The following is a 7,429-nucleotide window of genomic DNA, read 5'->3' on the forward strand; positions in this document are numbered from 1 at the left end:
AGTTTTAGGCTCTTTTTTTTCTCCACTTTCTCTCCCTGATGAATTATTCAGGTTAAAAGACCGCATTCGATCTTCTTCCTTATCCCAAACTCAGGTTATTTCACTTTTCGACCAGAACCTGTAAGCTTTCCCATTCTTCGGGGAAGCCATGTTTGCGATATTTCTCGCAACGGGTGAGGTACAACTGCGCTGCAATATCTTGGGGATTGATTTCCACAATAGCTTGAAAAAGTTGCTGTGCTCGATCGAACTGTTGTTGATAATAGAGCACGATCGCTTCTTCAAAATTGCTGCGCGTGCGTGTCTTCAGTTGCTGCTGTAATAAGGGTTCGCTGTCGTAGATTTCAAAGACGGCAACCGCCTCTTGTTTGCCTTTGACCTTGACACGATCGAGAAATCTGTAGCTATACTGCTCCATATCTTCCAGTTGAAACAGTGTCTGTTCGCTAATCGCGATCGCTGTGCCATACATTTTCGTCAAGCCTTCCAATCGCGAAGCTAAATTCACGGCATCGGCAATCACCGTACCCTCCATGCGTTGGGCTCCGCCGATCGTGCCTAGCATTAAACTACCCGTATGTAAGCCAATTCCAATCGTAATGGGAACTTCCCCTCGGAGTTGACGCTTTTCGTTAAACAGAGCCACCTTTTTTTGCATGGCGATCGCACCGAGGACAGCATCATCGGGTGACTCTGGGAACAGCGCCATCACAGCATCACCGATGTACTTATCGATAAAGCCTTTACGGGAATGGATCTCGGGCGTTACAACGCTGAGATATTCGTTGATAAAGTTAAAATTCTCTTGCGGTGACATGCCTTCCGATAGGCTAGTAAAGGAACGAATATCGGAAAATAGAATCGTCATTTCTTGCTGAACTTGGTCGCCCAGTTTGACATCTGTAATACTAGCCTTGTTGAGGAACCTTAGAAATTCCTTAGGTACAAACCGTTCGTAAGCTATGTTCAGCTCCATAATTTCGCGCGTGAACTTGTTGCGCTCTGCCTGTGCTTTTCGGCGTTCGGTAATATCTTGGAAAGCCGCGATCGCATATAAAATTTCGCCCTGCTCGTTGCGAATGGGCGTACCCCAAACTTCAATGGGAATAGCTCGGTCACCGTGACGAATTTCCATGTCATCTACGGAACTAATTTCTCCTTTTAATGCTTTATAGATCGGCGAATCGGTAGTGGGGTAGATTTCATCTGTGTCGCGCACGTAGGCTTTATAGGCTTCGGACAGCTTTGAGGAGGCTAAATTTTTGACCAGTCCTTTCCCCAGCAACTGCTCGCCGAGGGAATTGATGTAATAGGGCTTACCCTCTGCATCGATCACAAAAACGCCGACAGGCATGGCTTCGAGAAATTTTCTCAATCTCCGTTCGCTGGCTTGTAGGGCTTCGATCGCCTGTTGCTTTAACTCCTCTTGCACGGCATCGGCATGTTCGGTGGTGGCATCGAGCAAAATTTCTAGGTCGGTCTTTTCCTGTTCTAATTCTTCATGCTTGAGATTTAAAGAGCGATTCTCAGAGATCAACTTACAGAGATTAATGTGGGTTTTGATTCTTGCCAAGAGTTCGTCTTTGGAAAAGGGCTTGGTCAAGTAATCATTGGCTCCAGCTTCAAATCCAGCCACGAGATCGGATACTTGATTTTTGGCAGTGAGCATGACAATTGGCAGTTCGCTCGGCATGAAACGTTCCCGCAGTTTTTGGCTGACTTCGTAGCCAGTCATGTGTGGCATCATCACATCCAGCAAGACCAGATCGGGCTTAAATCCTTGTTCGATTAGAGCTAGTGCCTCCAGTCCGTTGTTGGCCTGGGCGATCGCATAATTTGCCAGAGATAGGTTATTCACCAACACCTGCAAGTTCACAGGTTCGTCATCTACGATCAAGATCTTGAGATTGCCTTCGTCGGCTATCAAGGGTGGAGCGATCGGTACATGGGGTGTTGGGTGGGCAGAGGGTAGATCGCTAGCCCAGCCGTTGCGTTCGACCAGTTCTGGTGCGACAAATTCTGGTATGGATAGTTCTGGTTCTAATCCCACTGTCTTCGATTCTGTCCCATCTAGTAAAACCTCAGGCGGATGGGAGATCGAGGGGCGATCGCTGAGGTGATGCTCTTGAGAATGTTCCTTAGCCATTGGCAGCGTAAAGCTAAACCGCGAACCTTCGCCAACGCTAGAGGATACCGCGATCGTGCCACCATGCAGTTCCACCAGTTGTTTGGTCACAGCCAATCCCAACCCTGTGCCACCATAGACCCTTGCCGTGGAACCATCTGCCTGCTCGAAGGACTCAAAGATGCGATCTAACTTGTTTTCTGGAATGCCGATACCCGTATCTGCGATCGCAATTTCAATTTGGGAATTTTGCAAGAAGGATTGCAGGCGTGCTGATAGCGCACCGTCTCTACTCAGTGGCGTAGAAACATGCCCTGCCACAATCTTTGCCGAGACTTCAATCGTTCCCGTTTCGGTAAATTTGATCGCATTGCCCAACAAGTTGTATAGAATCTGTTGCAAGCGATTTTCATCGGCATCGACCAAGGGTAGATCGGCACTGACCGCATTCACCAATTGTAGAGGCTTATTTCCTACCAAAGATTGGCATAGAACGAGCACGACACTCACAATTTCTCGCACGGCGATCGGTTTAATTTGCAGATCGATATTGCGGTGTTTCAGTCGCGAGAAGTCAAGGATATCGTTGACCAGCGTAGCCAGCCGCCGCCCTGCCGAGGCGATCGTATCGAGGTTGGACTTGGTATTGTCCGATAGTGGGCCAGTCGCACCGTCGATCAGCGACTCTGCCAATCCGATAATGCCATTGAGCGGCGTTCGCAGTTCGTGGGAAGTGTTCGCTAAGAACTCATCTTTGAGTTTGTCGAGTTCCCTCAATTTGGTGTTTTTGGCTTCGAGGGCAGTGAAAGAGGTCTGTAACTGTGCTGCCATACTGTTGAATGACTCAGCTAACACGCCTAATTCGTCGGAGCGATCTAAATGGACAGTTTTGGAAAAATCTCCCTCTGCCACGGCGATCGCCGCTTTTTCCAATTTTAAAATCGGTCGTACGATCCAACGCGCTGTGTATAACCCAACTGCGATCGCCAATCCTAAAGCTCCCAAGCAAAGCAGGATCGTCGTGCGCGTATTGTCGTGAATTTGCGCCATGAAATCCGATTCGGGTACGACTACGACCACCAACCAATCAATGCCGTGACGCTCTTTACAGGGCAGCACCTGTACGTAATGCCATTCGCCATCGATCTGAAATTTCAGGGTTTGGCTTTGGTGAATGTCGTTGAGATTGCTGAAGCGATCGTGTAAATACTGAGCCGTCGCTTTAACCGTAGGATTATTGCTATCTAAAGCTTTCAGGCGTTCGATTTCGCGCTTCTCTCCTTCGCCTTTAATCCGAAAGGGCTGAGGGATGGTCGAACTGACCACCAGATCGCCCGATCGCTCCATGATGAAACTTTGTCCCGATTGGCTGATCCGCAGACTGCTGAGAAATTCCGTAATGTGCAGCAGGGTGACGTTAATCGCTAGAACGCCGCGCAATTCTCCCGTTGGTGTATAAATGGGCAAGACGGGGGTAATGCCCAACAGGGTGTTTTTGCGCGAGAAAAAGGGATAAATTGGGCTCCAACTTGGCTTACCCGCTTGAACGGCAGCTTTATACCAAGGGCGCGATTGCGTATCGTACTTGGCACGAGTTACCAAGGTGTCGCGTTCGCCGCGATCGTTGAGATAATAGACTTCGCGCATGGGGGCAGTGGAGCGATCGCGAATCTTGAGTTGAAATCTGCCATCTTCTTGCCGCTCGACACCGACGAACTCTCCGTTCGCATTACCAAAAGAAATATAGGCTTCCATATCGCGATTTTGCACGATTTGCCAAAAATAACGCTGTAAGGCAGGGAAGTCATCTAAGTTAATGTTGCCGCTCTTGATACCTGCATAGGTAACCTCTAGCGTCTGATGCGATTTGTTTAAATAACCGAGAACATGCTGCTGAATCCGCGTGCTAATTTCGCTATTGAGTTGCGTCGCTAAGTCATCAACGGCTTTTTCGCCATTTTTAAACGATAGGTAGCCGACTAGTCCTACCGTACCGAAGATTTGGAGGACAAACGGTGCAATCAGAACTAGGCTTAGCGGGAGTCGCCCAGAAATTTTAGAAATCAGGCATGTTAAAACTTTCAACGGATTAACTCAAGTTACTAGACGAACGCATCACTTAAACGAAAATTTACCATGCCGAGATTTCCCTGTCATGGGCGTAAAGGCGGTAAATCGAGATTTTCAGTTATACATTCGTTATTTCAAGGTTATAGGTTTGTTACTTAATGGTTACTCAACCTCTGGAAATTCCCACCCAGAGCGCTTAAGAGCAAGATCGCCGATATGTTCGCTTTCTTAACTTCAGAGAAGTAGATCCAATCAGTCTCACGAGATCGAAGTTCATATTTCTCTACAATTAACCCATGGACTTCCAATCTTTTTCTACTGCTCCTCTGCTTTCTCCTCCTTGGGTTCCACCACTGAATTTTGTGCAGTTTTCTTCTCTTCGATCGCACGAGTCAGGTCAGCTCTTTGGAGCGGTGAAATTAAGCCCGAACAAAGTTCCTTGAGAGCAACATTGCCTTTGGAATCCTTTGTCGCCGTGGACAGGAAAAGGATGGAATCGCTACTTGGAGCCGCAGTACAGGACTGCATGTGCAACTCAATATGAGGATAGGGGATATCCCCTTGAAGATCTAGCATACTGCCCACTTTGCCAAAATGCTCGTTGTTGATATAGCCGAGTATCTCCTCTTTTGCACTATTCTCAACCATCCCAATCAATTGCTTCGCGTCATACCAATCATTCGCATCTTCACTAAAGGGCGCTAAAGCAGCAGCCCTCGCCGCCGCGATCGCAAGCCCTTCAATCACCGCAAGCTCTATCAACCAATAAAACCAAGTAAATGTTTCATCTAAATGAATTTTACTGCCTGACTTGGTGATATCTATCCCTTTCTTTGCCGCATACTTTAGATATCCGACAAAACCTGATGAATCAGTTTGTTCTTTTAAATAGGTTTCCAGCATTTGATTCACTGTGGCGCGATCGGTTTGGGGCATTTCCTTCTCAGCGGTTTTGAAGGCTTCTTGCCAAAATAGTAAATACTGCCCGTAGTTCATGGTTCCATACATCACCAAGCCACTGAGTGCAGCAAATGACATCGCCACGAGAGGATTGCGAACTTTGCCTTTGTGAACTGCCCATGCGATCGCAGCACCACTCGCTCCTCCCATCACTAAAGGGAAAAGCACGATAAAGTAGAAAAACTGAGAGATAAAAGCCACAACACCGCCAATGACGACTCCTGTAGCTACAGAGGAAATGGCAAGCAACTTTTTCCCGTCATTGGGGGCAATGTTACTGGGCTTGTATCGTTTCATCATAGTTATATCCTCTTAACTAATGGTTGTTAACAGTGGCTATTAACAGTGGCTATTAACGGTGGTTGCTCGATCTTGGTTGCGCCCCAAGACAATCGGGTATATGGCAATCCTTTAAGTTATGAGAAAATCATAAAATAATCTTGATATTAAGTTAAAAATTTCTGTAGAAAAGTTTAAAGGTTTTGATGTATCTGAGAGTGAGAAGCGATCGCATCTAAAGGTAAAATCCAAAACGCAAGAAAATAAACGTTCTTGAAGCGCTAATAGTAAGATTATAGAAATAGCCCCATCAGTAACCCACACAACTTTTAGATATATGACTGATGCCGAACAAATTAGCCTGTTTGACCTAGATCCATCTCCCAAAGCCAAACAAACCGCTAAACAGTCATCTAAAGCAGCCAAACCTGCACCACCCGTACCCGTGGGGGTTACCTATGCCGATCTTGATGCCTTAAAAGCTGATGCGATCGCCTGTCAAAAATGCCCCCTCGCCGCAACCCGCACCAATGTCGTCGTAGAGCGCGGCAATCGGCAAGCCTTGATTGCCATTATTGGCGAAGGTCCCGGTCAAAACGAAGATGAAACGGGCTTACCCTTTGTGGGCAAAGCTGGGCAGCTTTTAGACAAAATCTTGCAGTCCGTAGACCTCGACCCCGAAAAGGATGTCTATATTTGCAATGTGGTGAAGTGCCGCCCCCCAAACAATCGAGTCCCTGAAGATATCGAAATGGCTGCCTGTAAGCCCTATTTACTGGAACAAATTCGTTTAATCGATCCTAAGATTATCTTACTGACAGGTGCTACCGCTGTAAAAGCCGTAACGGGGGACAAACGCGGCATCACCAAAATTCGGGGCGAATGGGGTGAGTGGGAAGGCAGGTTAATCATGCCCATCCTGCATCCAGCCTATTTACTCCGCAATGCCAGTCGCGAAAAAGGCAGTCCTAAATGGCTGATGTGGCAAGATATTCAAACCGTCAAAGCCAAGTATTTAGAGATTAAATCTCAACTACAGGGGCAAGACAACATTGAAGAGGATGAGGAAGAATTTTAGTGAGTGACTTACAAAAACAGTTACAGGAAATGGTAGATACTGCCAAGTGGGATTGGTTAGAAGTCCATGCGTTAAAAGGGCGCGTGGTAATCGTATCCCCCCAATTAGATCTAGTTGAAGCAGGTGTGGCTGTTGCCGAAGATAACAGCAAGTTGGTGAAGCAGTGGCTTGATGATAGCTGGCTCTACGCACCCACAGAGGCACATATCGATCGCTGGAAGCAAGAACGCGACAAAGAATTTACCAGCTTAATTATTCATCCATTTGTGCTGATCAAAGAACTACCTGCTGAACTGCCACAGGGTATTTAATGAATTATTTAATGGAGCTAAGCGGATTCGAACCGCTGGCCCTCTCAATGCCATTGAGATGCGCTACCAACTGCGCTATAGCCCCTTACTAAAAATATAGTTTATGTATAATCGCTCAAATTTGGCATTGTGTCAAATTAACAAAAATCTTCTATTTCTTTAGGTAGAATATAAGAGTAGTGTAAATATGCATCCGCTTAGGAGTTGAAAGCACGTGGTTGTAACACCCCTCCGTCCTGTTGGACGCAAATGGAGCACGCTTAGTTTTGCTTCGACGTTATACCTCGTTCCTGTGCTTGATTTACTACTGACAGAGGTTCCTCCTCTCTGGCAGCCAGAGCTACGCTTAGGCTTACAAGAAGCATTGGTGAATGCAGCTAAGCATGGAAATCAACTCGATCCGAGCCGACAGGTGACCATTCATTTTTCGATCGCGGGGCATCAGTACTGGTGGGTCATTACCGATCAAGGCGCACTACATAAATCGCAAGAATGCTCGCACGAGCAAGCAGACGATACGCCCTGCCACGAACTAGAGTGCGGTCGCGGACTTTATAGAACCGATTTGACATCTTTTATAATGGTGAATAAAGACCCTACATTCCT

5 protein-coding genes and 1 tRNA gene are annotated in these 7,429 nt (G+C 46.9%); 3 read left to right on the forward strand and 3 right to left on the reverse strand.

Going from position 1 to position 7,429, the window contains the following annotated elements:
• Positions 1-100 precede the first annotated feature (100 nt).
• Both V2H45_RS24205 and V2H45_RS24210 read right to left on the reverse strand, forming a co-directional pair.
• Complete coding sequence (locus V2H45_RS24205) at positions 101-4,210, reverse strand: response regulator (RefSeq protein ID WP_330486262.1); 4,110 nt, start codon at positions 4,208-4,210, stop codon at positions 101-103.
• A 300-nt stretch (positions 4,211-4,510) separates the two neighbouring features.
• Complete coding sequence (locus V2H45_RS24210) at positions 4,511-5,455, reverse strand: hypothetical protein (RefSeq protein ID WP_330486263.1); 945 nt, start codon at positions 5,453-5,455, stop codon at positions 4,511-4,513.
• 316 nt (positions 5,456-5,771) lie between these two features.
• Here V2H45_RS24210 and V2H45_RS24215 point away from each other — a divergent pair, with 316 nt between their 5' ends.
• Positions 5,772-6,512, forward strand: coding sequence for a uracil-DNA glycosylase (locus tag V2H45_RS24215; RefSeq protein WP_330486264.1), 741 nt, complete (start codon positions 5,772-5,774; stop codon positions 6,510-6,512).
• Positions 6,512-6,823, forward strand: a complete 312-nt coding sequence (locus V2H45_RS24220) for a DUF2288 domain-containing protein (RefSeq protein ID WP_330486265.1) — start codon at positions 6,512-6,514, stop codon at positions 6,821-6,823. The genes V2H45_RS24215 and V2H45_RS24220 overlap by 1 nt, the downstream gene beginning before the upstream one ends.
• Positions 6,824-6,835: 12 nt before the next feature.
• Here V2H45_RS24220 and V2H45_RS24225 read toward each other — a convergent pair.
• Positions 6,836-6,908: transfer RNA gene (locus V2H45_RS24225), tRNA-Ala, on the reverse strand.
• Between the two features lie 129 nt (positions 6,909-7,037).
• Between V2H45_RS24225 and V2H45_RS24230 the strand changes: the two genes are divergently transcribed.
• A partial coding sequence (locus V2H45_RS24230) for an ATP-binding protein (RefSeq protein ID WP_330486266.1) occupies positions 7,038-7,429 on the forward strand: 392 nt, incomplete at its 3' end.

It is taken from the genome of Tumidithrix elongata BACA0141 (genome assembly GCF_036349135.1).
Taxonomy (GTDB): Bacteria; Cyanobacteriota; Cyanobacteriia; order Pseudanabaenales; family Pseudanabaenaceae; genus Tumidithrix; species Tumidithrix elongata.

What these genes read in the sequence shown, in the direction of transcription:
- V2H45_RS24210 (WP_330486263.1), bottom strand. Translation starts at nt 5,455, where the DNA reads ATGATGAAACGATACAAGCCCAGTAACATTGCCCCCAATGACGGGAAA.
- V2H45_RS24215 (WP_330486264.1), top strand. Translation starts at nt 5,772, where the DNA reads ATGACTGATGCCGAACAAATTAGCCTGTTTGACCTAGATCCATCTCCC.